The sequence below is a fragment of the Pseudoalteromonas haloplanktis ATCC 14393 genome (genome assembly GCF_000238355.1).
GTDB classification, from domain to species: domain Bacteria; phylum Pseudomonadota; class Gammaproteobacteria; order Enterobacterales; family Alteromonadaceae; genus Pseudoalteromonas; species Pseudoalteromonas haloplanktis.
The window spans coordinates 940,361-965,192 of record NZ_AHCA01000001.1 but is presented as its reverse complement, the minus strand read 5'-3'; the positions used below and the strand labels follow the sequence as shown (position 1 = coordinate 965,192).

General features: G+C 39.7%; 23 protein-coding genes. 13 read left to right on the top strand and 10 right to left on the bottom strand.

Translation table 11 applies throughout. The features are described 5' to 3' along the window. The first annotated feature begins 3 nt into the window (after nt 1–3). Both PHAL_RS0103975 and PHAL_RS0103970 read left to right on the top strand, forming a co-directional pair. The gene (locus tag PHAL_RS0103975) at nt 4–432 is read left to right on the top strand and encodes an organic hydroperoxide resistance protein (RefSeq protein WP_016707126.1); all 429 of its coding nucleotides are present in this window, start codon (nt 4–6) and stop codon (nt 430–432) included. A 167-nt stretch (nt 433–599) separates the two neighbouring features. After that, nucleotides 600–2,720 carry a methyl-accepting chemotaxis protein gene (locus PHAL_RS0103970; protein WP_016707125.1) on the top strand — a complete coding sequence of 707 codons (2,121 nt, stop codon included), beginning with the start codon at nt 600–602 and terminating at the stop codon, nt 2,718–2,720. A 67-nt stretch (nt 2,721–2,787) separates the two neighbouring features. On the opposite strand, the gene PHAL_RS0103965 is transcribed toward PHAL_RS0103970, so the two are convergent. Then, the gene (locus tag PHAL_RS0103965; RefSeq protein WP_016707124.1) at nt 2,788–3,375 is read right to left on the bottom strand and encodes a TetR/AcrR family transcriptional regulator; all 588 of its coding nucleotides are present in this window, start codon (nt 3,373–3,375) and stop codon (nt 2,788–2,790) included. A gap of 110 nt (nt 3,376–3,485) precedes the next feature. On the opposite strand from PHAL_RS0103965, the gene PHAL_RS0103960 reads away from it, so the two are divergent. Next, nucleotides 3,486–4,028 (top strand): carboxymuconolactone decarboxylase family protein, encoded by a 543-nt coding sequence (locus PHAL_RS0103960; RefSeq protein ID WP_016707123.1) that lies wholly within the window; start codon nt 3,486–3,488, stop codon nt 4,026–4,028. A 47-nt stretch (nt 4,029–4,075) separates the two neighbouring features. Here the strand turns inward: PHAL_RS0103960 and PHAL_RS0103955 are convergent, their stop codons facing one another. After that, on the bottom strand, nt 4,076–4,606 hold the full coding sequence (locus PHAL_RS0103955; RefSeq protein ID WP_016707122.1) for a hypothetical protein: 531 nt from the start codon (nt 4,604–4,606) through the stop codon (nt 4,076–4,078). 45 nt (nt 4,607–4,651) lie between these two features. On the opposite strand from PHAL_RS0103955, the gene PHAL_RS0103950 reads away from it, so the two are divergent. Then, nucleotides 4,652–5,014 (top strand): DUF1294 domain-containing protein, encoded by a 363-nt coding sequence (locus PHAL_RS0103950; protein ID WP_016707121.1) that lies wholly within the window; start codon nt 4,652–4,654, stop codon nt 5,012–5,014. A 42-nt stretch (nt 5,015–5,056) separates the two neighbouring features. After that, nucleotides 5,057–6,250: an iron-containing alcohol dehydrogenase gene (locus PHAL_RS0103945; protein WP_016707120.1), complete on the top strand. Its 1,194-nt coding sequence runs from the start codon at nt 5,057–5,059 to the stop codon at nt 6,248–6,250. 166 nt (nt 6,251–6,416) lie between these two features. Here the strand turns inward: PHAL_RS0103945 and PHAL_RS0103940 are convergent, their stop codons facing one another. The 8 genes from PHAL_RS0103940 to PHAL_RS0103905 all read right to left on the bottom strand — a co-directional run bounded on the left by PHAL_RS0103940 (nt 6,417) and on the right by PHAL_RS0103905 (nt 14,641). After that, nucleotides 6,417–6,761 carry a PEGA domain-containing protein gene (locus PHAL_RS0103940; RefSeq protein ID WP_016707119.1) on the bottom strand — a complete coding sequence of 115 codons (345 nt, stop codon included), beginning with the start codon at nt 6,759–6,761 and terminating at the stop codon, nt 6,417–6,419. A 530-nt stretch (nt 6,762–7,291) separates the two neighbouring features. After that, entirely contained in the window at nt 7,292–7,636 is a 345-nt protein-coding gene (locus PHAL_RS0103935) for an immunity protein YezG family protein (RefSeq protein ID WP_016707118.1), read from the bottom strand. 72 nt (nt 7,637–7,708) lie between these two features. Then, complete coding sequence (locus tag PHAL_RS0103930; protein WP_016707117.1) at nt 7,709–8,242, bottom strand: DUF4303 domain-containing protein; 534 nt, start codon at nt 8,240–8,242, stop codon at nt 7,709–7,711. Next, nucleotides 8,239–8,937: a hypothetical protein gene (locus PHAL_RS24480; RefSeq protein ID WP_016707116.1), complete on the bottom strand. Its 699-nt coding sequence runs from the start codon at nt 8,935–8,937 to the stop codon at nt 8,239–8,241. The genes PHAL_RS0103930 and PHAL_RS24480 overlap by 4 nt, the downstream gene beginning before the upstream one ends. Nucleotides 8,938–9,407: 470 nt before the next feature. Continuing rightward, nucleotides 9,408–9,647 (bottom strand): hypothetical protein, encoded by a 240-nt coding sequence (locus PHAL_RS0103920; protein ID WP_016707115.1) that lies wholly within the window; start codon nt 9,645–9,647, stop codon nt 9,408–9,410. 34 nt (nt 9,648–9,681) lie between these two features. After that, nucleotides 9,682–10,182, bottom strand: coding sequence for a hypothetical protein (locus tag PHAL_RS0103915; protein WP_016707114.1), 501 nt, complete (start codon nt 10,180–10,182; stop codon nt 9,682–9,684). Between the two features lie 35 nt (nt 10,183–10,217). Next, nucleotides 10,218–10,967, bottom strand: a complete 750-nt coding sequence (locus PHAL_RS0103910) for an Imm49 family immunity protein (protein ID WP_016707113.1) — start codon at nt 10,965–10,967, stop codon at nt 10,218–10,220. A gap of 11 nt (nt 10,968–10,978) precedes the next feature. Then, the gene (locus PHAL_RS0103905; protein ID WP_016707112.1) at nt 10,979–14,641 is read right to left on the bottom strand and encodes a contractile injection system protein, VgrG/Pvc8 family; all 3,663 of its coding nucleotides are present in this window, start codon (nt 14,639–14,641) and stop codon (nt 10,979–10,981) included. A gap of 315 nt (nt 14,642–14,956) precedes the next feature. Between PHAL_RS0103905 and PHAL_RS0103900 the strand changes: the two genes are divergently transcribed. The 8 genes from PHAL_RS0103900 (at nt 14,957) to tssB (ending at nt 24,825) form a co-directional block, all read left to right on the top strand. Further along, nucleotides 14,957–15,376, top strand: a complete 420-nt coding sequence (locus tag PHAL_RS0103900; RefSeq protein WP_016707111.1) for a hypothetical protein — start codon at nt 14,957–14,959, stop codon at nt 15,374–15,376. A 34-nt stretch (nt 15,377–15,410) separates the two neighbouring features. After that, nucleotides 15,411–15,878, top strand: a complete 468-nt coding sequence (gene tssJ, locus PHAL_RS0103895) for a type VI secretion system lipoprotein TssJ (protein WP_016707110.1) — start codon at nt 15,411–15,413, stop codon at nt 15,876–15,878. Further along, nucleotides 15,878–17,218 carry a type VI secretion system baseplate subunit TssK gene (tssK, locus tag PHAL_RS0103890; protein WP_016707109.1) on the top strand — a complete coding sequence of 447 codons (1,341 nt, stop codon included), beginning with the start codon at nt 15,878–15,880 and terminating at the stop codon, nt 17,216–17,218. Before tssJ ends, tssK begins: the two co-directional genes overlap by 1 nt. Nucleotides 17,219–17,228: 10 nt before the next feature. Then, nucleotides 17,229–17,954: a type IVB secretion system protein IcmH/DotU gene (gene icmH / locus PHAL_RS0103885; protein WP_232321822.1), complete on the top strand. Its 726-nt coding sequence runs from the start codon at nt 17,229–17,231 to the stop codon at nt 17,952–17,954. A gap of 9 nt (nt 17,955–17,963) precedes the next feature. Then, nucleotides 17,964–21,680, top strand: a complete 3,717-nt coding sequence (gene tssM / locus PHAL_RS0103880; protein WP_016707107.1) for a type VI secretion system membrane subunit TssM — start codon at nt 17,964–17,966, stop codon at nt 21,678–21,680. Nucleotides 21,681–21,688: 8 nt separating this feature from the next. Continuing rightward, nucleotides 21,689–22,681: a type VI secretion system-associated protein TagF gene (tagF, locus tag PHAL_RS0103875; RefSeq protein ID WP_016707106.1), complete on the top strand. Its 993-nt coding sequence runs from the start codon at nt 21,689–21,691 to the stop codon at nt 22,679–22,681. Next, the gene (locus tag PHAL_RS0103870) at nt 22,678–24,237 is read left to right on the top strand and encodes a TssA family type VI secretion system protein (RefSeq protein ID WP_016707105.1); all 1,560 of its coding nucleotides are present in this window, start codon (nt 22,678–22,680) and stop codon (nt 24,235–24,237) included. The genes tagF and PHAL_RS0103870 overlap by 4 nt, the downstream gene beginning before the upstream one ends. 66 nt (nt 24,238–24,303) lie before the next feature. After that, nucleotides 24,304–24,825, top strand: a complete 522-nt coding sequence (tssB, locus tag PHAL_RS0103865) for a type VI secretion system contractile sheath small subunit (protein ID WP_016707104.1) — start codon at nt 24,304–24,306, stop codon at nt 24,823–24,825. Nucleotides 24,826–24,832 lie beyond the last annotated feature (7 nt).

Here is a 24,832-nt window from a genome sequence, read left to right as displayed (position 1 = left end):
ACCATGAAAGAATTACTACAAGTCGCGTATACAGCAAAAGCATCAGCAACAGGTGGCCGTGAAGGCACCGCAAAATCAGACGATGGTCGTTTAGATGTGGCACTTTCAACGCCTAAAGGTTTAGGTGGCGATGATGGTCAAGGTACAAACCCTGAGCAATTATTTGCCGCAGGTTATGCCGCGTGTTTTATTGGCGCATTAAAATTAGTTGCAGGCCAAGCAAAAGTAAAACTGCCGGCAGATACCCGTATTGACTCAGAAGTGTCAATTGGTCCAATTGAGGGTGGTTTTGGTATTGCAGTAAAGTTAGCAGTGTTTGTGGGTGATGTTGATAAAGCCACAGCTGAGCAATTAGTTGCTAAAGCGCATGAAGTTTGCCCTTATTCAAATGCAACCCGTGGCAATATTGCGATTGAGTTATCAGTAATTTAATTTTTTATATACCAGCTTAGCACTGCTAAGTTGGTATGCCACGATTACCTTATTTAAACAGACTGCCAATCTGGAGCGGTCAGTTAATCAAGTTTTTTCAATAATCTACTGTATCATTTCATAATTAGACTAAACTCTTTATGTAGTTTAATTAGAGGAAAACAGGAATGCGGCAGTTAGCGTTAGCAAAAAAATTACTTTGGCTCACTTTAGGCAGTATATTTTTAACAGTACTGGTATTGTCGAGTGTGCTGTGGTGGCAACTTTCAAGTAGTAATGAAGTACTCTCAGTACAGGCTGAAAAGCTGATTGTTGCAGAAGTTGAAGATAAACTGGTCACTAATGCTGCAGCCTACGGTGAGAAAGTTGCTGGATTTATCAACGAAGCGTACCGTGTTCCATTTTCTTTAGCAGCTACATTAAGCAGTCAAAGTGCAGCAGATACTTTGACTCGTGAATCAGTAGAGCAGATAAACCGTGCAATCATTACTGGTAACTCATTGCTTTCATCTATTTATTCTCAGTTTGAGGCCGATGGTTTTGATGGTAATGATCAACAATATAGCAATGGCTATGATCACTCTGTAGCAGGACAAGGTACGTTAGAGATTTACTTTACGCGCAGTCGTGATGGGGTGGTTGAACAGCAAGTTGTGGAAGATGCCAAAGAGAAGTACGTAACCACCTTAAACGAATTTGGCCTACGCGAAGCCGAATGGTATTTATGTGCCAAAGACAATAAAAAACCCTGCATAATGGAACCTTATCTATACGAGATATCACCAGGGTATTCAGAAATGATGACTTCATTGACTGTGCCGATATTACGTTCCGGCCAGTTTATTGGTTTAAGTGGTGTTGATATTACCCTGCCTGTTTTTCAAACTATGACTGAGCAATTATCAAAAGAGTTATACAATGGTCAAGCGCGTGTGACGTTGCTCAGTTCACTTGATTTGATTGTGGGTAGCAGCCACTATAAAGAAAAGTTAGGACGACCATTTAAAGAAGCCGTACCAGCTGCTATTTTTAATTATTACAGTAGCTTAAATAATCAGGCCAATGTACAAAAGGTGGCTAGCGAGTACTTAGTTAACTATCCAATTGAAATTAAACTAGCAGAAAAAAAGTGGACACTGTTAGTGGAGGTGCCAGCAGCCTTGGCATTACAGGGTCCGCAACAACTTAGTGAAAGCATGCAAGAAAATGCTAACACCCTAGGTGGGCTAATTTTGATATCGGGTTTAGTGATAGCAGCGGCTGCATTTATTATTATGACTTTAGTTATTAAGAGTATTGTGGCGCCATTACAACAGATCCAGCAGCGAGTTGATAATTTGGCCAGTAGTGAAGGCGATTTAACGCAAACCTTAAGTGTTGATACACATGCTGAATTAATTGCATTGGCGATTGGCTTTAACGCATTTTTAGAAAAGCTCCGTGATTTAATTGCGCAATTAAAAAATGTATCTGGGCAAACTAAGCAGCAAGCAGAAATTGCAGCTCATGTTGCAGTTGATACAAAACAGAATGTACAAGCGCAATTTCAAGAAATTGAAAGCGTGGTTACGGCAATGAATGAAATGAGTGCGACTGCACTAGAGGTGGCTCGCGCATCAGAGCAATCAGCGCAACAGGCAGATGAAATTAATACCTTAGTGATACGCAGTGAAGCGAGTTTATCGTCTGCGGTATCACAAGTTAAAACGATGTCTGATGAAATAAAACAAGCTAATCAGGCGGTTGAAAAAGTTGCTTCGCGTAGTAACGATATTACGCAGATTTTAGATGTGATCCGCACAATTTCAGAACAAACCAATCTACTCGCTCTAAATGCGGCTATTGAGGCGGCTCGTGCAGGTGAGCAAGGTCGAGGTTTTGCTGTAGTTGCTGATGAAGTCAGGGCGCTTGCTTCAAAAACACGTGCCTCAACCGACGATATAAGTGGTTTAATTGATAATTTACAACTTGAAGTTGGTAATGCATCAACGGTGATTGAGCAAGGTGTGGTACGAGCACAAACCGCAGTAGATGAAACCACCGTTGCCTTTGATGCATTGCATAGTGTAGTAATCAAAGTGGAAGAAATTACCAATCAAATTACTCAAATTGCCACTGCTGCTGAGGAGCAAAGTTCTGTTACAGAGGAAATCAATCGTAATTTAACATTGATCTCTGATGCTGCTTCGCAACTGGCCGATTTGTCAACGCAGGCGGGAGATGGCAGTCAAATGCTTAATAAATTAGTCGCTCAACAAGATGACGAGCTCAATAAGCTAAAAACCTAAACTTCAATAAAAGGCAGTGACATCGTTACTGCCATTTTTAGTTGCTTATTTCTAAAGTACTTGGTCGTTATAGTTGCTTAATTGATGAGAACATTTGCTCGATCAAGGGGCCAGCTAATGCGTGTGTATTTGGTCTGTTTAAGTAACTGCGTAAGCCTGTGAATTGGATTTGAAAGTACCTTGCGTACTCAACCGCTGCAGTTTTAGTATCAAGCTCTTTATATTGTTGAGCTTTTTCAAATTGAGCTGTTAAAAATGCTTCAAACTTATTTGCAAGATCAGTGCTTAATAATTTCAATGTTGGCTCATCTTCGGTGAACTCATAATTGGCTTTAACTAGCATGCAAAGTTTACTTGGCGCGCACTGAGCATCTTCAATTAGAACCTTTTTAACAAAAGCAGCTAATCCGTTGAGTACACTTTCATGTTCATTGAGTGCGGTAATTAATTGGCCTTGCATTAGTTGGGCATAATCTTTGATTGCTTCACTGTACAAACCTTCTTTTGAACCAAAAGCAGCATAAATACTGCCCGGGCGCATATTAATAGCATTTTGCAGATCACGTGTTGATGTGGCATTAAAGCCTTTTTGCCAGAACAGTTGTCCTGCAGTACGTATTACTTCATCACGTTCGAATTTTATTTTATTGGCCATCACACGTTTACTCTATTTGAACACTTGTTCAATTTTAACTTGAACAGTTGCTCAAAATCAAATAGTATGAGTTTGAACATACTTAAACACTTTTAATTTGGAGTTAAACAATGGCTGAATTTACTTTATACACGCAAGATAACGCCCCTGAAGCGGCAAAACCCTTAATGGAAAAGTCAGTAGCGGCTTTTGGTATGCTACCTAACCTACATGCAGTAATGGCTGAGGCACCTACTTTGCTTGAAGGCTACCAAGTTTTGCATGAATTGTTCCAAAATACCTCATTCAATGCTGAAGAATTAACTGTTGTATGGCAAACAATTAATGTTGAGCATGTATGTCATTACTGTGTACCTGCACACAGCGCGATTGCAGCTAGTATGAAAGTAGATCAAGATATTGTGGATGCACTGGTTAATAAAACCCCGCTTGCAGATGAAAAGTTAGAAGTGCTTCGTGAGACTACACTTGCGATGACGCAAAACCGTGGTGTGATCAGCGACGAACAAATTGAAAAGTTTTTTGCAGCAGGCTATGCACAGCAGCAATTACTTGAAATTGTGTTAGGGTTATCTCAAAAAGTGATGAGTAATTATACAAATCACCTTGCAAATACCCCGGTAGATGAGCCGTTTAAAAAGTTCGCTAAGTAAGTATATTTGCGCGGGTGAAAGCCCGCGCTAACGCAGTTTTTGTTCCGTTATTTAAACTTCACTTCCTTTTCACTGCGAATATATATACGCTCTTCAGGTTTGGTCCACTCACCTTTTTTTAAGTAAGAGGTAAGGACAATAAATTTATCGTCTTTATATTCACTAGTAGAGCGTACTTTTGTGATTCCCTCTTTCGACCCTGTCACCGTTTCATATGCAACAAATTTAGTAGGCGACAACACATTCATAGTGCCTTTTGTATAAAAACCAGCAGTGGTGAAGTAGTAAAAAACAATCGATTGTTCTTTGCTATCCCAAAAAATCATCGACTCTCCACCGTAAACTCCTTCGTTTATAGAATGCGAGGTACGAATGGCTTTACCGTTTAAAGCACGCTCCCACGCACTAACATCTTGGATAGGGGGCTTACCTGGTTCAACCTTAAAGTCAGCTTGCCAAGTTCCTAAGTAAGGTTTAAATACTGCAAGCTCTTTAGCAATCTCTATAGAATCATTTGCTAAAGCGAAGCCACTCGAAGTTAAACAAAGGGTTAGTAAAATAGTTTTTAAGTATGACATAATAAAAATCTTGTTATTTTCTATAATCCCAGTATAGGTTAACGTTTGTTAATAAAAAAAGTATTATTGTTGTTTTCGAGCAGTTTTTTAGCTGTTTTAGCGATCGGTGGGTTTTTAGAATACTGGCCGATGATGGTCTCAAGTGTCTATATGTTTATGAGTGCGATCACCATTTTAGTTTATAAATGGGATAAACGTTTAGCAATTGACCCTGTAAATCAAACTGTCAGAGTTCCTGAGCGGAGTTTACATATTCTGGCTGTGTTGTGTGGTTGGCCGGGGGCATTATTAGCACAGCAGTGGTTTCGGCATAAATCAAAAAAACGTCCATTTATTGCTATGTTATGGCTAATGATCCTTATCAACTGCAGTGCGCTTGCATACCTTTATTATTGGCAACACAGTTGATTTAGGGCAGCATTAGGTAATGGCTTTCATAAGGTTACTATTATGTCCTTCTTTTATCGCTGTTATCACTTTGCTTTAAAGTGTATTGTACTTTTTATAGGTATTCCAAATCCACGTTTATATACAGGATACAGTGGTTTTACGCTGTGGTTAAAAAGCTGGCCAAAAGAAAAACCTTTATTAGTGGTAAGCGATACAACGTTAGTAAAGCTTGGAGTGCTTGATGAAATACTCAATTTGCTTGATGAACAAACTATAACATGGCACCTATATAACGATGTTGCGCCTAACCCAACTATAGATAATGTAGAAAATGGACTCGCCACTTACAACTCTAAAAGTTGTACAGGGATCATCGCTATTGGCGGAGGCTCAGTGATAGATTGCGCGAAATTGATAGCGGCTCGTTCAGTTAAACCTAAAAAATCAATTAAGCAATTAAAAGGTTTATTTAAGGTTTTAAAAAGACTCCCCCCTTTATGTGCGATTCCTACAACGGCAGGTACAGGGTCAGAAACCACGGTAGCAGCAGTGGTAAATGATCCCAATGCGCAGCAAAAATATGCAGCAACAGACTTTACTTTAGTACCAAGTGACGCTGTATTAATACCCGAACTTACTCAATCAGTACCAGCACATATTACCGCGACTACAGGCATCGATGCTCTTACACATGCAATTGAGGCTTATATAGGTATTAACGGTTTGACATTTAGCAATGAGCGATCATTGCAGGCTATTGATCTTATTTTAAAAAATTTATTAATCGTACATAAAAAAGGGGATGATCTAGCCGCTCGTGAAAAGATGCTATTAGCTTCATTCTATGCGGGTCAGGCATTTACCCGTGCATCGGTTGGTTATGTTCATGCCATAGCTCATCAGTTTGGAGCTCATTATGGTACTCCGCATGGCTTAGCTAATAGTGTAGTACTGATGTCGGTTTTGCGTTTTTATGGTAGCACGATAGATGGTAAATTAGCGGATATCGCTGATTATTGTCAGCTAACTTGCTCACAACAAACACGTTCAGAAAAAGCTGCAATGTTTTTAGCTACACTTGAACAGTTACTCACTAACTTAGCTATTCCGCTCAATTTAAAAGAGATCAAACGTTCTGATATCCCATTATTGGCAAAGTCAGCTATAGCAGAAGCGAACTGGAATTATCCAGTAGCAAAGTTTATGAGCGAAGCACAGTGCCAAATGATTATTAATGAAGTCACTATTGAATAAACATGCTTGCTATTATTCACAAAGACTAGGTAGGCTATTTTCATATTCACCGTATGGTTTTTAACAGCATCATATAAAAGGCACTGTATAAAACTGTGGCTTTGTATTTAAACTACATGTCGTTTTAAAAGCACTGATGGCAAGGTACGCTTGCCATCCTTAGCAATTATAGCGCTGATTGGCTTGCTTCAATTTTATCTAACTCAATGGTTAGAATTGTTTTTTTGTCAACAGTAACCCACTTTCTATAGGTGAGGTAACCATCTTTTGTGACTTCGATGTCGTATTTACCTTCATCGAGCTCAATGCCAGCTTCGTATTTTGGTTTTATGTTCATGATACGAATACGTGCATCTTCAGGAGAGGTGAGCACTGTTAAAGAGATTGTGTTGCTTTGTGGCTCTTCAACAACGATTGGCTGTTCTACTGGGGTTGGTTGAGGTTCTATTTCAGGGCTACTTGAACAACCCGACAGCATCACTATTGCAACTAACGCACTTAACTTTTTCATAATTACTCCATTAAATTGTTCATTATAAACATCTTTGTTTATATTACTGACAGTAATAGTAAAGTATGGAATAACAGAAAAGGGAGATTATGTATCTACTTTAGTCTTCCATGACTTTAATATTTACTTTATTTGAAATCAGTCTGCATTTTAGTATGTATCAGGTTAAGGTTCAAATAATAGTTGCAAAAAATACTGGGTTTTAGCTGTTTTATTATAATAATCACAATAAATACTTTATGACTACTATAATGGAACAGTGAAAAAACTAGCTCAGGATTCTTACAGTCTTATATTTAGTAAAGTGTTTCCAAGCTGTAAAGCTAATTAATACAAATGCAGTGATGTAGAAAACTAAAATAGTCACTCTGATCATTAGCAAACATGTGATCACAAGAAGATGCAGAGCGTGATATGAATAACTGAGCTTTTTTAAAACAGCAAGGCATAAGGCTTAGCTTGCTGCGGGGGATTGACTTCCATGTTTTGCGTCCTTAGTGTTTTGCATTAGCGTAATTTACTTGTTTAATTTAGTGTGCACTTTGTGCAGTGATAACGTCATCATCGGTATTATCACGCTCAAAGTTCAGGTTAAACTGACCTTGGCGATTAATGGTAAAAATAGCGCGTGTCCAGTTTTCTGGTTGGTGCTTAGTGGCATTCTCAAAAAGGGTGTTGAATAACTCAATGATTGCGTCAGAAACAGTGATTGGGTGTTCGCTTGAGTTATCTGCTTTCTTAAAGTGAGCTGTGCATTCAAGCTCGCTTTCATCTTCACAATTTAAAACAAGCTGTGCCTCTAGCCACGGCTCATTAATTTGCTGATAAAGGTACTGACCGAGTTGTTGGGGGATGTTTTTAATGTTTGGTTGCATGTGCTGTCCTTAGCGTTAGAAAATGTCATAATTAGGGAGAGAGCTTCTTCATTCATAAGCGTTTTTAAATTACTATATTCTTTCTAAATAATTTTCAAATTCAAGATTTCTATGCTTCTTCGCTAATAGTTGATTGATTTTTAGCATTATGTCGATCTCTTTATCACTGGGATCGTTAAATTGTAATGAAATAAATGGAGTGTAATGATCAAGAAATACTTTCGTAAGTTCTAATAGCACCCTATGAACTATCTCGCAAAAAAATTGGGTTATCTGCTCATCTGTTAGATCTTCATCATAAAGGTCATCAAATATTTCTTCTATCCTTTCATTAATGTCGTTAAATTTCTCATATTCGTAAAAAATATTATCCCATTCAGATACAGAGTATTTGACTGTTAGCCAATCGCTTTCAGGATATTTTTCTTTTTTCTTTTCCAAATAATCATTAGAGTTCCAAGAAAAGCCAAATGCACTAAAGCCTGAATCACAATGAATAGCTATTGAATTTATGTCCTTATATTTGTGAATCAACTTTTTCAAGAGCGCTTTATAAATATCACTTAGATCTTCGACAAGTTGATATTTTTCTTGTTCAAGATTCATATTGTTCTACCTTTTGATATTGTTGCCCATTGCTCTAATACTTTGAGTATCGCTTTTTTATTGCCTTGAGATGTATTCAGCATTTCATTCAGTTGAGCCTGAGGCTCTAATCCATGTTGTCCTTTTATGTTAGGTGCCCAAGCAAAATTCTCCCTAGATAATAAAGGATTAATACCTACATCTTCAAGAATTTTCCGATTTGCAACACCATATTTACCACCTCCTTTCTTCTCTACTAAATGGTGAGCATGATTCGGAGGTCCGGGGTATTTAGTTCCTGATATTTCTTCATAATATTTCTTCCAATTGTCTCCCCACATGTTTTTGCCACTTTTTAAAGAGCCGAAATATATAGCATCCTGTATTTCGCTTGAAGATAACCCTTCATTTGCAAGCTTTATTTTCCATGTTCTAAAATCCTTGCGGCTTAACGTAGAGAACTCATTTGCATACTTTTCAATTAATAAGCTATTAGAAATCTGCTTACTTTCTTTGCTCTTTGCCCCCTTTAAATCATTCCCTTCTGGGGCTTCTAATTCATTGGCTACTGTTTTCTTCGGTTTACCTACCACTCCTGTATTTACAGGTGGCTCAAATTCATCGAGGGCTTTGTTTACGCGATTGCCAATTTCTTGTGCGGCGTTTTTTACCCCTTGGTCAATTTGCGGGGTGACTTCATCAAGCTGTTTGACCATGGCTTGCATGCCGTCAATGGCCGAGTCTGGCAGTAGGAGGTCGTATTTCCAGCTGGTTGAGACTTCTTGTAATGTATCTCTAAAGCCTTTGATTACGGCTTTGACTTCACTGGCTGCTTGTTTGCCTAAATCTTGCCAGTTTATTTCCCGTAAGTATTTTACTGGGTCGCCTTTGCCTACTTTCGTTGGGTAAAAAGCCGTAGGACTGCAATGGCGACTTCCATCGGTTCACCACTGTTTTTAATGACGACTTTACCTATGCCTTTTATTGCAGAGTATTCAAGCGTTTATTAAATAGAAGCTAATGAAAGGCTAGGGCGTTAATCCTTAAAAGATTGTAGCGCCTAGCCTCGCAACATCCATGTTGTTAAAGAGCGGGTTATTCCTTTAAATTAGTGTGTTGGTTGCACGGTTTGAATTCAATGTATAACGTCGTTATCGTTATAAACACCTTAACAACACACTAAGATCTAATTGAGCGATTTAGTATGCTTAAGTTTCGTAAATCGCTTCCAGCCAGTCCAGATCAAAAAAGCGACTAGTAGAAATACCGTGATGTAAAAGGCCATAATGGCCACTTTGATCATTAACAAACACGCGATAATGATGGCGAAGATGATCGCGATACGAATAACAGGGCTTTTGATAAATTTATTTGAAAAAAGTAAGGCGGTTAGACTTAGCTTGCTACGGGTTTTGTTAACTTCCATGTTTTGTGTCCTTAGTGTTTTTAGTATAAGCTAATTATTGCTCAATGAGCACGACGATTGATTTACCTTGTTCAGCTGCATCTCTAAAGGTTACAAAGTATTTATCTCGAACTAGCTCATAGGCTTCGGGGTTTACTTCATCGATTCCATCTTTTTCAATTTCAGCGATAATGTGCTGCCCCTCTAAGCTATCAATATCGAAGCTATATTCTTGTTGCATTATGTCATATAAATCTCTCACCATATCGGCTGGGAAAAAGCCGAAAGTGCCGCTAATGTCAGCGTCAGGCGGAAGCAGCTTATGGGGAAAAAAATTGAAGCTAGCAATCAGTAATAAACGGCTATTACCTGCGATAGCGTCCCATAATTGCAGTGCGGGTTCAAAGCCGCGCAGGTTTATTTCGATTGATTGCCAGTGAATGGCTTCTTCTTCAGTAATTTCAAGTAATTGTTGGTATTTGCTTTCATCATCACCGTTAAGTTGTGTTGGGTAAGTGTCTTCGTCGATTAATGATAAATGAATTAAACTGCTCATAATATATAAACTCTGTTCGTGTTGTGATTAATGCATTAATCAATTAAAAATAAAGGTAAATAGAGTGAATCGGTTTGGCACTGCCAATCATGCATATCTTTGCCCAATTTAGCCATGGTTAGGGCATTTAAACAAATAAACCCGTCTATCATGTCTTTGTAGTCACCAAACTTACATTCATCAGCATGCCAAGCCACTGCTTTGTCAATTGATGACTGCCATAATGCCTTATCACCTGAAACAAGCGCACTAATGGCTTGTGATAATGGGAGGATATATTGCTGCACGTTTTTGTCTTTGGTAGTTTTAGCTTCACTTAGCGCTGCAACTATATCTGATTGAGTGGGTGTTTGACCTGTGCCTATTTGCATTAGAAGGTGGTCGTAAAGATAACATGCTTGATTGATAATATTGCCTTTCGGTAATGACCAGTTACTGTTACTTAATTTCTCAATGACATCTGGCTCAGCAAACAGTGTGACAATATTAAGCTCTTGTTGTATAGTCCAATCATTATTGTGGGTTTTTAATTCAGGATCAAATCCACGTAAAAAAGCATAAGGAGCGGCTTTTTTCAAATAGGGTTTTACTTCATCGAAATTTTCAAGCCAATAATTTAAATAAGCTAATTCAATATATTTACCCGTGACTACAAAGGTTGCCTGCTGTCTATCATATGAACTCAAATTTAAGTCGTGTATTTGTGGCTCCCGCTTTGCTAATACTTTTGGAGCGCGTTTAAAAACACGCTCATAATCTTCTTCAAACTTATTTAACTTTAACATTTCTACTTTCTCTAAGGTAAGGGTTGTAATTTTGCACCAACTACATTGCCACTTTCTTCAACAGCTTCAATCACCAATTTTTTAATATCTGGCTCTTGATCTTCTATTGCATCTAACAAATTTTGACCAAGCCGGTTCCGTTCTGGGTACTTTTTAGAGTTTTTCATAGCTTGCATATTAGCTTTTATCCATTTATCAGACATCTGCCTTCCTTTGGTACTTGTTTCTTGTAGCTTAGCACCAGGCCCTTTGGCTTCAACTATAAAATATTCGAGTACATTGCCGTCTTTATCACGTTTCGCCCATATTTGGTCAACGCCAGGACCCGGGCCAAAGCCTAGCTCCATTTGTGCAGGAGGAGGCGGTTTAGAAAAGTGTTTTTCCATATAAGCACTAGCTGCTCGTTCACCTTTAACTTCAGTAAGTTTCGCTTTAAATGCGCCAATACGTCGATTTGAATCGCCATTTTCAATCGCTTTTGCTAGTTTTTTCTTATAGGCGGCTTCGTACCCCGCTAAGTTTTTATAATGGGCATCAAGTGCAGGATTTCTGACTCGCTTAAGCGCTGCCGCCCCCTTCAAGTCATTCCCTTTCGGCGCTTCAAGCTCATTGGCTACTGTTTTCTTCGGTTTACCCACGACACCCGTGCTTGCCGGTGGTTCGAATTCATCGAGGGCTTTGTTTACGCGATTGCCAATTTCTTGTGCGGCGTTTTTTACCCCTTGGTCAATTTGCGGGGTGACTTCATCAAGCTGTTTGACCATGGCTTGCATGCCGTCAATGGCCGAGTCTGGCAGTAGGAGGTCGTATTTCCAGCTGGTTGAGACTTCTTGTAATGTATCTCTAAAGCCTTTGATTACGGCTTTGACTTCACTGGCTGCTTGTTTGCCTAAATCTTGCCAGTTTATTTCCCGTAAGTATTTTACTGGGTCGCCTTTGCCGAGCTTGCGTAACACTGCAATGGCGGCTTCCATCGACTCACCACTGTTTTTAATGACGACTTTACCCACGCCTTTTACAGCAGAACCAAAGAGTGGAATTAAGCCAATGGCGGTGAGAGTAAAGGCTATCCAGCCGTCGCTGTCGTTTGCTTTGTCATCATCCGTGAGCAGCATGGTATTAGCACAAATATCCCGAATATCCATGATTTGGTCAACTACGGGTATCATCGAAATAATCGTACCAACAACGATTTGTGAGGTACTGGGGTTTTTATTAAAGTCACCTTGCAGTGTGCCCCATAACCAATCGCCTGCTTGGTTGGCTAAATTGCCTGCTTCTTCCAGTTTCGCAGTGTTACCGCTATTGATCATCTGCACAGCATCGGCGGTGGTTATTTGCCCATACAATGGGTTTGGTGTGGTGTTATCTTCAGGCTGAAAATCACGGCTATCTTCACCGTATTTAACACTGAACTGGCCGTTTGGAATATTGGTGAGTTGCGCTTTACCGCTGCCGTCTAATTGTCCGGTAGCTTGTGTGCCATCATCGAAGGTGATGGTGTAGGGGGCATTCTGCACCGGGCTGCCGTCTTGATATACATATTCTAAATCGACGACACTGGCAGTCGTTGCCGCAACCCCTGAATCGTTAATGTTTACATTATTAATACGACTAATACTGGCCGGATTTGAGGCACTTGGGCTACTAGCTGTTTGTGGGCTTTCAATGTCGTAATCAACCGGCCCATCAAAGGTGATGAGGTTACTGTCGAGTGTGAGCACATTGGTGGCGATGATGGTGGCGTTGCCTTGGCGGTCGAGTTTAATTTCGCCGCCGGCGTTATGAATGATTAAATCGCCTTGCCCAGAGCCTGTGATGTTTATTGAATCGTTGGTTTGTAAGAATGTTGAGCCGTTTGCTACGTTGAGCTTTAAGTTACTGTTATTGGTTTTAAGTACAATGTCACTTTGTGCGTTTATTTTTACCGCACGGCCAGAGACTAATGACAGTTCTTGATCTGCTGTTACACTGACTTCTTTACCGTTAATGTTTTGATTGCCGGCACTTTGGTAATTGATGTTGCCGTTGTTGGTTTGTTGCGTCACTGCATTTTTGACATCAATAAATTGATTGTTTTTGATAACAAACTGTACGTTGTTTTGCTCGGCTTCTAGGCAGAGATCTTTTCCGGCATGTAAGTTAATGGTGCCTAACTGACTAATCCATTCGATGAATTGGCGTCCCGACTGTTTGGCATTTAGCTCAAAGTAATGTTCACTGGCAAGGGTTTGCAAAATAACTTTTGGCTCATTGTCGTCGTCATCAAATAATAATTCGTTGTGGGCTGCAGTTAATAATCGGTTATGCGTTGGGTTGGCGGCAGTGACAACACTGGGTTGATCGCTATTTAGTGCAAAACCCATAATAAATGAATGATTTGGGTCGTTGTTAATACAGCCAATCAATACTTCTGAGTCACCGACTAATGGAAAATGCCAACCTGTGGCTTGGGGCTGGTTTTGGCACGCATACAGCGCCAGTTTTTGTAGTGCAGGGCTTGATTGCGTAATCGGCCTAGCTGTTTTGTCAAAATCAACGCGAGATCTGTATTGTCCGTTGTCATCAATAAATGCATTGCCAGTCAATGACTCTACTTTCGCAGGAAATGCCATCGGTTTTGCTTGATGGGGAACCGGGAGCGGCTTAAAGGGGGTGCCTCGCTCAATAAAGTGGGCTGTACAGCTGTATTTAGTTAGCCCCTGATGGCTACTTTCATCACTCGGTTGTGTACTAAAATGCTCAACAGCAATGCACATCAAGTCGCTACTAGTACCAGTGCCAGTATGGTCATCTAATGAGATTGAGCATCCTGCAAATAAATCACACACGTTACCCGTTAAAGTGACTATTTTATTTAAGCTGGCGAGCGCATTGCTAAAATTTTGTGCTTGCGCACTGGCTTGGGACTGTGAAGGAGCACATGGCTCAAAGAATGACTGACTGTTACTAGCTACCGTACTAAACTGCCCGTATGCTGCGCTGCTTGCGGCGTTATTATAAATAGATTGGCTTAGTTGCGCGTGCATAAAACCAACAAAATCTTGCTGATCTTGGTTATTCATTCCGGCACTGTTTATTACTTGTAATATACCTCGTTCAAGGTAGGGGCTATTTAAATTGCTGTCGCTTATTACGAGTATTTCAGCACCTTCTTTACTTTCAAACCAATAAAATAAGCCGTGCAGCGACAGTAAGCGATGAAAAAACTGCCAATTACTTTCCATAGCCTGCACGCATTGTGGCATATCGGCCAGTGATTGGGTGACTCTAAAGTCAACTTGACTCGTTGCATAGCCTGCTTGATAGGCTAGATGTTGCAGCACATCCTTTAAATTAACACTGATAAAGACTTTACTGTTGGTGGTGGTTTTTAGGGTGCTTAGCCTATCTTGAACAATGACACGATAACGACGTTTTTTGTGCTTTTGCCCAAGGTATAACCCTAAATCAGTACATTGAGTTATTAATCCTGATTGATGCCGATAATAATTGTCTTTATTTACAAATGTAATTAATGCAGCGTGTGAGGTGAGATCATTAAACTCTTCGCTATATGGAGTGTCGAAAATAAGGTCAAACGTGAAGCTGTTATTTAGGCGCTCAATGCCATTTACCTGTGTTACGTTCATTGTCTTATTATTAACATCTAACAATAATCGTGATTGAGACATGTCCTTGTCCTTTTCTTACCTTGGTCGATAATTCGTGTAAAAATACACATTACGCTATAGATAATCAATTAAATATTTGTAATCGAGATTATTATACTGAATTTTTATTAGTTCATAATGGGTTCAGCTTGAAAGTTATATATAACTAATCGTTTGTTATTAGAATCCAGTTTTTTTGATAAATTGTTGTATTTTTACGTTAGATTAAGTTGACATTTTAACAACTATGTTTGTATTATGCGCCCATTCTAAGGACGGAATAGCTACGGTGTTGGCGTAATTTTTCACTTGTTAAGTTAAATCAAGGATGATTAGATGACTAAAAAAGATTTTATAAATCAGGTTGATAGCCTATACTCATTGGCTTGGTCTCTAACCTGTAATATCTCCTCCTTACTTGATCAAACAGGTATTCCCGCGCATCGTGTGTTTTCTGAGTCTGTGCTGGATCAGTTTTTCTTTTTTTTAAACAATCCCCCAAAAAATGATGGCAACATTATTTTAATTAATGAAAATATATCCAGTTATATTAAAGAATTAATAGTTTTAAATTCAAAGTTAATATCATCCACTGATCATGTCGTTATTAAATCTTTAGCTGTTGAAAATCAAGAGAATAAAGGTTCAAGTCTTTTTAATAGGATTCTCAACAGTAACCGATGGTCTGATTGCGCTTCAGTGCGTTTTAATCGGGTTATTTGTCCTGTTTACGAAGAGATCCTTTGTAAAAACTGAATAATCAATTTAAAAATATCTAATGAGGTATTAAATGCGTTTCGCAATAAATAAAGTAATTTTGGCTGTGTTATTAATGTCGCTAGCCGGATGTATGAGTACGAATGTTGAATTAGACATTACAGCAACCGACAATTTAAATTTAAATCAATTTGATGAAGCACTCCCTGTAGTGCTGAGAGTATATCAATTATCTGATATTCAGAGCTTCAAAACGGCGACTTTTGAAGAGCTTTGGAAATCAGATAAGTCAGTATTGGCAAATACCTTGATCACGCTGGAGGAGAGAACAATAAACCCAGCAGAGAAGACCAATATTACTTTTGAACAAGCAGAAAATGCCCGTTTTGTAGCAATTGTTGCGTTATTTAGGGATCGTCAAGGTGATAAATGGAAAACCTACTACGCGTTAGGTGATGGTCCTGTGAAATTGTCAACGTCGTTGGATGTGTTGATCACTAATAACGAAGTGCAGTTGCCTGATGTGGAAGAGGCACAGTAATGAGTATTAAAACCCCTGCAAAACCTGTCTGGGCTGAAGGTGTGCTATTAGCACAACAGCACTTTCAGTTATTTGATGAATATCATGAGCAGAATCAAATTGTCAGACAAAACCTAATTTCACCTTTGTTATTTGGTATACAACATCTTGCAATTGACGAGTCAGCGTTGTCGCGCGGGTTGTTGAAAATTAATAGCTTCAAAGTATTACTTGAGAATGGTCGCTTGCTTGATTTTGATCGTCAGCAACATGATGAGTTAAAGCTTGAGTTAGATCCTAATACTGATGAAGTCATAATTTATATAGCTATTGCCGCTAATAAAGTGGTTAGCAACATTGAAGGGTATGCAACTACTGGCCAATTAAGTGCTTACCATGCGGATTACATTGAATTAAGTGATAGCCATGATGCGGCTCGTAATCGCGAAGTATTAATAGCCCATCCGAAGTTCATTTTATTGACCGATAGTGATGTAAAAACATATTTTGATACGTTAGCGTGTTTAAAAGTTGCTTGTGCTGAAGATGGCTCTTTTATTGTCAATAAACATTTTGTACCACCGCTATTAAACATCGGTGCATCAGTTTATTTAACCGAACTTTTAAATCGTACCGCCAATCTGGTTAACGCAAAAGTGAATGTATTACTTGGGCGCAGAAAAAACTTTGGTTCAGTCACTGATTTTGGACCAAATGAGATGAATAGCTTTCTATTACTCAATGCAATGGCACCTTCGGCTAAACGTTTAGATCATTTAAAAAGCCTTTCTTTAGTGCATCCTGAGCGCATGTATTGCGAGCTGGTTGATTTGATAAGCTCAGTATCAATGTTTGAACACAGCGATTTAGTTAACCAAGTTCCACCGTACCAACATAAGCAACTTAGTCATGTATTTGGCAAGCTAGATGAGTTATTGACCAAATTACTCGAAGGAGTAGTGCCGAAGAAAATGGCAGGTCTTAAGCTTGAAAAAGTCTCTAACGCAATTTATCAAGTTGCCACTATTGATTCGGCAATCTTTGAGCATAATGACTTCTACTTAGCGGTGTACTTTGAAGCTGAAGATACCAAGTGGATTGAAACGTTTAGTGATCAAGTTAAAGTGGGCTCCACAGAAAAGCTCGATATTATGATTTCATCTGCGCTTGCCGGTGTGCAATTAACGCATTGTCAGCGACCGCCAAATAAATTAGCAATAAAGAGCGGTTATGAGTATTTCCGCCTTGAATCGCATGGTTATATTTGGCAGCAAATTATTGAAGAGCAATCATTGAGTTTATTTATTCCGTTTGGTTTGCAAGCTGCGCAAATCGAAATAGTCACTGTCGCGCGTAATTAAGTTAGGTGGAATGATGCAACAACAATCACAAGAGCAAGATTTAATCGCATGTATATCACCAGTTATTAATGCGTTATCGCCATTAAAGTTAAAACAATCAACAGAGCTGGAACTAAATGATTTTCGCGAGCAGCTTTTAAATAGCTTTGATGAATTTGAACGTCATTGTTATGCCCAGCAGGTGACAACCAGTGTAATGCAAGAAGTAAAGTTTGCACTCACAGCTATGTGTGATGAGTTTGTGATGAGCTCGGGGGCGCATTTTCGTATGGATTGGATGTCGCGACCGTTGCAGCTAGAGTTTTTTGGTAATAACCGTGCAGGTGAAGAGTTTTTTGAACGCTTAGCGAAGCTGCGCACCGGTGGTGAGAATAAGTTTGCCGCTTTAGAAGTGTATTACATTTGTTTGCAACTGGGTTTTGAAGGGATCTACAAAGTTAAAGGGATAGAGCAGCTAAAAGCGTTAATTGTTGATATTCGCGCACAAATTGAAGATGTCAGAGGCACTGCTAGTGGGCAACTTTCTGACAATGGTGTACCTGCTGAAGGGTTTGCAATGAAGGTTGGGCGGAATGTGCCTTATTGGGTCATTTTATCGATTTGTTTGGGCTCAATCGCTTCATTATTTGCAGGCTTTCATTTTGTGATCAACAAACAAGCCACACAAAGTACACAAACCATCAATAACCAGGTGGAAGTGCTCACGCAATTGAATAAAACCAACGAGACACGATAGGGTAATACGATGCAAGGAAGAGTTAATAAAAGTGGCCTAGTGCATTTCTTACTGGGTTTAGTGTCATCTCGTGCAACGGGGCAATTAATCGGCTTGATTGCTGTATTAAGTATTGTGTGGTTCGCAGGACGCATGGTGGGCCTAGATACCACAGATAAGAAATTACTTGCTATGGGAGCAGTGACGGCTGTATTCCTTGTATTTATTTTTACGCGGTGGTTATGGACAAAACGATCTGGTGACAAACTAGCCTCAGAACTAGCTAGTCATAATGCCGGTTCGAGTGCTGAGCTTGATGAAATAAAAGAAAAGATGCAAGAAGCGCTTGGCTCATTAAAAGCATCGCACTTAGGCGCTGGCTATCGAGGCAATACCGCGTTATATGCATTACCTTGGTATATGATTATTGGTCCTTCGGCGACAGGTAAAAGTACACTTTTCGCTAATTCCGGCTTACATTTTCCTTACTCAAATTCTAGCGAATTGCATATTCAAGGTTTTGGCGGTACACGTAACTGTGATTGGTGGTTTTCAGATCAAGCGATCTTAATTGATACCGCGGGACGTTATACAACTGAGCAATCAGAAAATAAAGAGTGGCTATCATTTTTAAACTTATTGAAAAAGTATCGTCCAAAATTGCCGATTAATGGGGTAATGGTTGCTATTAGTGTTGCCGATGTTTTAACTTCTGATAGTGAAGAAATTCGTCATCACGTTAAACTCGTTCGTGAACGTATTGAAGAGTTGATCACGCAGCTTGGGGTTATTTTTCCAGTCTATATCACGTTTACAAAAACCGATTTGATCAGTGGTTTTGAACCTTTCTTTAACGATTTGACAGAAAAAGAACGTGAGCAAGTCTGGGGTGCCTATTTACTTGATATTAGTGAAGATCAAAAAACCGACCCTGCGGAGATGTTCGAGCTAAGAATGGATGAGCTTTATGAGCGTTTATGCCAACAACGCTTAAGTAAAGTGGCACGTGAACGTAATGAGCATCGTAAGCAGTTGATCCTTGATTTTCCGAATCAATTTAAGTCAGCCTCAACCAAACTAACAGAATTTGTAAATTTGCTATTTAAAGCCAATCCGTACCAAGAGGTACCTTGGTTTGCCGGAGTATATTTTACCTCAGGTACGCAAGAAGGCACGCCAATAGAGCGTATCACCAACGGCGTACGAGACCAATTTGGTGCGGTAGTTGTTGAGCAAAAACAAGAAACGATTACTCAAAGCTACTTTATTAACCGGGTGTTTAACGACGTTATTTTCAAGTTGCAAGATTTAACCCGCGGGAATCGAAAAAAACGTTTAGTTGGCCGCTGGTTAAAAGGCCTAACGGTGACCACTGGGCTTGCTTCAATCGCCGCCATTACCGCCTTGTTGATCACATCTTATACCAGTAATCAGTTATTACTAAATCAAGGTGAAGCCCGCGTAAAAGCCGTGGTTGAAGTGAATGTAAATAAGGCGAAGGCTGAACAGAAATTAGCTGCGACACTTGCTTTATTTGAACACTATCAAGAGCTTAAAAGCTATGAGACGACGCTGCCGTGGTATTTTATTTTCGGTATTTATGAAGGTGACGAAACAGCTCAAAGTGTAGCTAATGTATTATTTAATCAGTTAAATCAACTGATCACACTTCCTGCGGAAAAACATGTTCTAGCACAATTAAAGCACTATGAAGGATTATGGAACTCAGACGAAGCAGAGTCTCGAGTGGGTATTCGTCAACCATATTACGATGCACTTAAATTGCATTTAATGTTCAGTGCACATCCAGAGCATAAAAATGACGAATTTGCGAAAGAGCAGCTACTAAGCTTTATTAGCACGCACTTTAATATTGACTTAACTGCGCAGCAAGATTCCCCAATTTATAATCAGTTAACGGCATTACTAGATGTGTATTTAGCTAATGTAAGTAAAGATATAGAGCAGCCTGGAAAGATTGATTTTTGGCAAACTAATGAAACGGCCACTTACATTGCACGTGAAAGTTTAAACACGCAACCAGAAGCCGAGCCCCTTTATAAGCAAGTGATCACGAGTTTTGCTGAGCGTAAAAAAGCATTGCAGCTTAATCAATTTATGTCTGCTAATAATCGTGATGTATTAAAAAGCGACTATGAAATTCCTTATATATACAGCAATGCGGGTTGGCGTGAGTATGTATACCCTGAAATTAAACGCATTTCACGTTTGGTTTTCTCAGGTGATTGGGTAATGGGAACCAGCAATGAAGAAGGACAAAATGCGGTTGATGAAGCACAAGCTGATACCCTAGCAAAAGCTATGCGTGCTTATTACTTTAAAGATTACGGCAATACGTGGTTTGAGTTTTTAAATAGTATTGAAGTACCAGCATTTAGAGATCTCAACGACGCCAGCATTGATTTTGCTCGTCTTTCATCAAACGATGGCCCGTTAATAGATTTAATGGCAATGGTGAATGACAACATTATGGTTGCTGATGAGCCGTCAGCAGTGACGGCAAGCAATGACAAAATTGCGACCATAGTTGCGGGGGCCGCCGATGTTGCAGAGAAAAAAGCGGCAAAAGGCAAACTCGCTAAACAAGCAATGGGCAGTTCAGATTTCTCACAAATGAGTACAGTAAGAGCCCCTGAATTGGAGTCTCGCTTTGCTGATCTGCGTCGTTTTACGCAAAATGACGAAAATAAACGTAGCTCAGATTATATGGGGCAATATATTAGCTCACTAAGTAGCATTCATTCCGATATCAAGGCGATGGCGGCGAGTAATGAAGATGATGGTCAAGCTATGATTTTTGTTCAAGATCTACTTTCTGGAAATAATCAAACAAATGCTTTGCAATCGTCATGGATCATCATCGAAAGTCAAACTCGCGCCTTAGATCCACAAACCAAAGAAACATTAGACAAACTGTTTAAAGCGCCGCTGCAAGGTGGTATCGCCACAATTATGGCCAAAGCGCGTAGTCAACTAAACGAAGAGTGGGAAAATCAAGTTTATACCATGTATAGCAACAGTATTGCTGGAAAGTACCCGTTTAATTTAACGGGGCCTGATGCTGCTATTGCTGACGTATCTGAGTTTTTAAACAGTGAAACGGGTGTGTTATGGAGTTTTATCAATACCCAATTAAAGCCTTTTATGAAAGTGCGTCGTGGTGTATGGGAAGAAAAACAGTGGAATGGTGTTGGTATTGGCTTTAGCAACGAGTTACTTGATGGTCTAACAAAAGCAAATAAAGTAACACGCTCGTTATTTACCAGTGGAGCTGATATTGCTGGTTTTAATTTTCAAATGATGCCAGTTCCTCAAAAGGGCATTCGTGAAACCTACTTAGGCTTTTCAGAGCAAGGCTATCGTTATCGTAATGAACCTGAAGAGTGGCGTAATTTCTCTTGGCCTGGACGAGGCGCAGCAGAAAAAGCAATTCTTTATGGTTTAGATAATAAAGGTACCCGCATTAGCATCGAACAAGATGGTCCTTGGGCGTTACTTAAAGTGCTTAATGATGCGAATGTGAAGTGGATAAAAGGGACTGAGTTTTTAGCTACCTGGGAATTAAAGGATAAATCTGAGCAACAATTAACGGTTCAGTTCTCTTTAAAGTCAGGACGCAATAGTGGGATATTTTCAAAATATATGCTGACTTCGTTCTCTTTACCGAACTCATTGTTTTCGAAATCGCCGCAATATGCGCAGTCGAATACTACTTCGGTACAGTAGGAGTGAATATGTTTAATTTATTTACCAAAAAGAAATCCCCGCTACTGGTTAAACAGTTTTCCTATGGGTATATGGGAAAAACACCCGTTCGGCCTGATTTTGTAAAGTTAAACATTTCATCTCGTGAATCGGTGGCGTTTGATCACTGGTTACAAGAAGGCTTTGCGCATCTTAACCGTGGCCGTAAGGCAACTAATGTGAGCGCGCTGAATGGCGTTAAATCATTATTTTTTGTCTCTGGCAATAGCGAAGAAAGTAGCCTGCTGGGCATTTTGCAACCGAGCAAAGACAGCAGTGGTCGTTTTTATCCTTTTAGTTCATTTATACACAGTGGATTAGATACATATAAGCGCCATCCCGCCTTTTTGTTCTTGTTTGCAAGTCATGTAATTGAACACTTGATTGGTGTTAACGACCGGATCAAAGAAGCACCTTCAATCGATGCTATGGCGTTGCAAGCTCAGGCGTACAATAAAGTGGCTGATGCACTAAAACAGCAACCTAATTTAAACCAAGAGCTTGATAAACTGCGAATGATCCCGATGAGTGTGCTGTGGCAACACTTACAAATGGATGATGTTCACCAGCGTGCAGTCTTGATTGAAGAGCTCTCAGCGGTATTAAAATCAATAGCTAATAGGGGCTGTTTACGTAGTCAATTTGGCATTCGTTTACCTATGCCACAGTTTAGCCATGAAAGCGCGTTAGTTGCAGGGTTTTGGTTGCATTTAGTGGCATCTGTCGTGGCGGATCATAATTGGCAACCATGGTTTTTCTATCAACTTGGCTGCGGTGAGGATGCACCTAGCTTAACGATTTTTTGTCGACCTGTGCCGGCATCTTATTTTAACTCAGTTTGGCTAAATGAAGATAAATCAACACAAGTAATTGATTTAACAAATTTATCATTGAGCAAAATACCAAGTGATTACAGCCTTAACTTTGCAGATATGGATAATATGAGTGTTTACGATGCCTTAAGACGGTGGTGCAAAGCATGAGTTTAAAACACCCCCATACGCATAATAGCTGGCAGCTTTGGCTGGATGAACTTACGGCGCCTTTGCAAGGATTACCTTGTGGTGAAGATTTAAAATATGAAGAAACATTTAAAAGTCTCAAAGCATCTTCGTCTGGTGTTGGTGAAGTTGACTTTAAAGTGATGTTCATTCAAGCCACTGACTTATTACAAAATAAAAGTAAAGATCTCCGTATTGTTAGTTACTTATGCCTTGCTGCAACTAGCGAGTTTGGCGTGCAGGGACTGATTAGTTCAATCCAGCTTTTTAATCAATTATTGGCTGACTTTACTAATGACGTGCACCCACTTAAAGAGCGAATGCGCAGTGCAGTAAATACTTGGTTTTTACAACAGCAAGAGCGCCTAAAGGGGATCGCTCAAAGCCATAGTGCAACACCAGAGCAATGGGCTGAATTAGATGCGGTATTAACCGCTTACAACCAATATTCGGTGCCACTTTTAGACAGTGAGTCAGGTCCGTTATCTACTTTAAATGAGTGGACAGGCGAACAAATGAAGCGCAACCCAGTTGCAAAAGTTGTCACCCCGCCAGTTGTTAGTGAAGACGTTACAGAGCAACAAGTACCAGAAGAAACAACTGCGACTAATGTTGCTGCGCCTGTTAGTTCGTCGAGTAGTCAGGTGACGAGTATCAGCGTTGCCGATATTAGCAGTGATACTGCATATTTGTCGGCCATTCGTGAATTACTGAATTTTGACAAAGAGCATAATAATGTTGAACGGGTAATTAAATTATCTCGTGCAGCCCGCTGGGCCGGTTTAAAGATCCCAGCCAATGAAAATGGCAAAACACGCCTGCCAGCGCCAAGAGCGGCAGCGTTTGCACCGATTGAAAATGCGTTGGCCAGTGAGCAACCAGAGCAAGCATTGTTACTTGCCGAAGGTTTGTTTATGGAAGGAGCAATGCAATTTAATCTCAATTTACAAATGTTAGTTTTAAGTGCATTAAAGCAATTAAATAAAGGCAAACTGAGTTACTGGCTAGAGCAGCAGTTGATAAATTTAACCAGTCAGTTTCCGTTATTAACTCATTTACAGTATGACGATGGCACAGGGTTATGCAGCCCAGCTAATAAAGAAACACTACTTGAAATTGCCAATGCACAAACGCCTGAAAGCACCAGCTCACAGGGTAATGTTTTTGATGAGCACTATAGCTTACTGGCTGAAGAAGTGGTGCAAGGGCAACTAAGTACGGCGTTAAGCAAGGTTGAGCAATTGAGTACCCCAACTGGGTTTGACCAAGCACAAAGCCAACTCTTAAAAGCCAAACTGTTACTCAAAGCGGACCACCATGAACATGCTTTGGCAATTTTAACCGAATTACTTGAGCAAATTGAAACTTTTCAATTAGCGAAGTGGCAACAACATTTTTGCATGGAAGTATGGCGTTTTGCCAAGCAATGTTACGCCAATCTGTCTTTGGCAGAAGGTGATGAAATGAGTTTAGCTGCTAAGCAAATTAGTCAGCGAATGATGGTAACAAATCCAGCTCAAGCAATAGCATGGATATAGTTACAAGAGCCTGACTAATGGGTGAGGCTAATTGGAATTTAGCAAACAAACTGCAAAGGAAAAAACATGACAGATACATTTCAAAAAGAGATCCCAAGAGCTCGGATCAATATCTCTTTAGAGCTTGATACCGACGGGGCATCGCAAAAAAGTGAATTGCCATTAAAAATGCTGGTGATAGGTGATTACTCTAATGGCCAAAACAGTCAAGAGCTTGCTGAACGCGAACGCGTGACGATCAATAAAAATAATATTGAGCAAGTACTTAAAGACATGGCGCCAAAAGCTAATTTTCAGGTAGCAAATAAAATCAAAGGCGATGGCGAAATTAACGTGAATTTACAGTTTGATTCGTTTAAATCATTTGATCCAGAATCAGTCGCATCGCAGGTACCGGAATTAAATAAAATGATGGCAATGCGTAACTTACTACGTGACTTGAAATCGAATCTTCTGGATAACTCATCATTACGTAAAGAGCTTGAGCGAGTGTTACAAAACCAGCCTGAGCTAGATGAGTTAAAAGCTAAGCTGGATGAAATTGCTCCGCTTGCTTCTGAAGACGAAAAACACCCAGTTACTGAATAAGGACGTT

Excerpts from the sequence above, each read along its gene's own strand:
- PHAL_RS0103975 (WP_016707126.1), top strand. The coding sequence starts at position 4 with ATGAAAGAATTACTACAAGTCGCGTATACAGCAAAAGCATCAGCAACA.
- PHAL_RS0103970 (WP_016707125.1), top strand. The coding sequence starts at position 600 with ATGCGGCAGTTAGCGTTAGCAAAAAAATTACTTTGGCTCACTTTAGGC.
- PHAL_RS0103965 (WP_016707124.1), bottom strand. The coding sequence starts at position 3,375 with ATGGCCAATAAAATAAAATTCGAACGTGATGAAGTAATACGTACTGCA.
- PHAL_RS0103960 (WP_016707123.1), top strand. The coding sequence starts at position 3,486 with ATGGCTGAATTTACTTTATACACGCAAGATAACGCCCCTGAAGCGGCA.
- PHAL_RS0103955 (WP_016707122.1), bottom strand. The coding sequence starts at position 4,606 with ATGTCATACTTAAAAACTATTTTACTAACCCTTTGTTTAACTTCGAGT.
- PHAL_RS0103945 (WP_016707120.1), top strand. The coding sequence starts at position 5,057 with ATGTCCTTCTTTTATCGCTGTTATCACTTTGCTTTAAAGTGTATTGTA.
- PHAL_RS0103940 (WP_016707119.1), bottom strand. The coding sequence starts at position 6,761 with ATGAAAAAGTTAAGTGCGTTAGTTGCAATAGTGATGCTGTCGGGTTGT.
- PHAL_RS0103935 (WP_016707118.1), bottom strand. The coding sequence starts at position 7,636 with ATGCAACCAAACATTAAAAACATCCCCCAACAACTCGGTCAGTACCTT.
- PHAL_RS0103930 (WP_016707117.1), bottom strand. The coding sequence starts at position 8,242 with ATGAATCTTGAACAAGAAAAATATCAACTTGTCGAAGATCTAAGTGAT.
- PHAL_RS24480 (WP_016707116.1), bottom strand. The coding sequence starts at position 8,937 with ATGGTCAAACAGCTTGATGAAGTCACCCCGCAAATTGACCAAGGGGTA.
- PHAL_RS0103920 (WP_016707115.1), bottom strand. The coding sequence starts at position 9,647 with ATGGAAGTTAACAAAACCCGTAGCAAGCTAAGTCTAACCGCCTTACTT.
- PHAL_RS0103915 (WP_016707114.1), bottom strand. The coding sequence starts at position 10,182 with ATGAGCAGTTTAATTCATTTATCATTAATCGACGAAGACACTTACCCA.
- PHAL_RS0103910 (WP_016707113.1), bottom strand. The coding sequence starts at position 10,967 with ATGTTAAAGTTAAATAAGTTTGAAGAAGATTATGAGCGTGTTTTTAAA.
- PHAL_RS0103905 (WP_016707112.1), bottom strand. The coding sequence starts at position 14,641 with ATGTCTCAATCACGATTATTGTTAGATGTTAATAATAAGACAATGAAC.
- PHAL_RS0103900 (WP_016707111.1), top strand. The coding sequence starts at position 14,957 with ATGACTAAAAAAGATTTTATAAATCAGGTTGATAGCCTATACTCATTG.
- tssJ (WP_016707110.1), top strand. The coding sequence starts at position 15,411 with ATGCGTTTCGCAATAAATAAAGTAATTTTGGCTGTGTTATTAATGTCG.
- tssK (WP_016707109.1), top strand. The coding sequence starts at position 15,878 with ATGAGTATTAAAACCCCTGCAAAACCTGTCTGGGCTGAAGGTGTGCTA.
- icmH (WP_232321822.1), top strand. The coding sequence starts at position 17,229 with ATGATGCAACAACAATCACAAGAGCAAGATTTAATCGCATGTATATCA.
- tssM (WP_016707107.1), top strand. The coding sequence starts at position 17,964 with ATGCAAGGAAGAGTTAATAAAAGTGGCCTAGTGCATTTCTTACTGGGT.
- tagF (WP_016707106.1), top strand. The coding sequence starts at position 21,689 with ATGTTTAATTTATTTACCAAAAAGAAATCCCCGCTACTGGTTAAACAG.
- PHAL_RS0103870 (WP_016707105.1), top strand. The coding sequence starts at position 22,678 with ATGAGTTTAAAACACCCCCATACGCATAATAGCTGGCAGCTTTGGCTG.
- tssB (WP_016707104.1), top strand. The coding sequence starts at position 24,304 with ATGACAGATACATTTCAAAAAGAGATCCCAAGAGCTCGGATCAATATC.